At 67.0% G+C, this 367-nt stretch carries 1 protein-coding gene; it reads left to right on the top strand.

Annotation, left to right across the window (positions count from 1 at the left end; all coding sequences use genetic code 11):
* Positions 1-37: 37 nt before the first annotated feature.
* Positions 38-367: MFS transporter (locus R0K30_RS21265; protein ID WP_410612758.1), on the top strand; the 330-nt coding region annotated here is incomplete at its 3' end.

A 367-nucleotide genomic window follows, 5' to 3' on the forward strand; every position in this document is an offset into this window, starting at 1 on the left:
CTGCGCCCACGCCGTCCGAGTCCGTTCGTCCGGCTGGCTGCAGGCCGCACAGACACTTCCGTTCCTGCTGCTATCGATTCCGGCGGGAATCGCGGCAGATCGGCTCTCTCGACGGAGCCTTCTGCTCGGATCGGAGGCATTGAGGTTGCTGGCCCTGATCGCGACTGTCCTCCTCCTCGGTGCGGGCGTGCTCGATCTGCCTCTGCTCGGGGCACTGGGATTCATCGGAGCCGTCGGGACCGTATGCTTCACCGTGACGGCGCCGGCAATCATTCCCGCGATCGTCACCCGCGACGAGCTCGGCAATGCCAACCGCTGGATCGAACTGGGCCGGTCGGCGGCATTCCTCGCCGCTCCCGCACTGGCT

Origin of the sequence: Bacillus sp. SIMBA_154 (assembly GCF_046536015.1) — a bacterium.
GTDB classification, from domain to species: domain Bacteria; phylum Bacillota; class Bacilli; order Bacillales; family Bacillaceae; genus Bacillus; species Bacillus pumilus_P.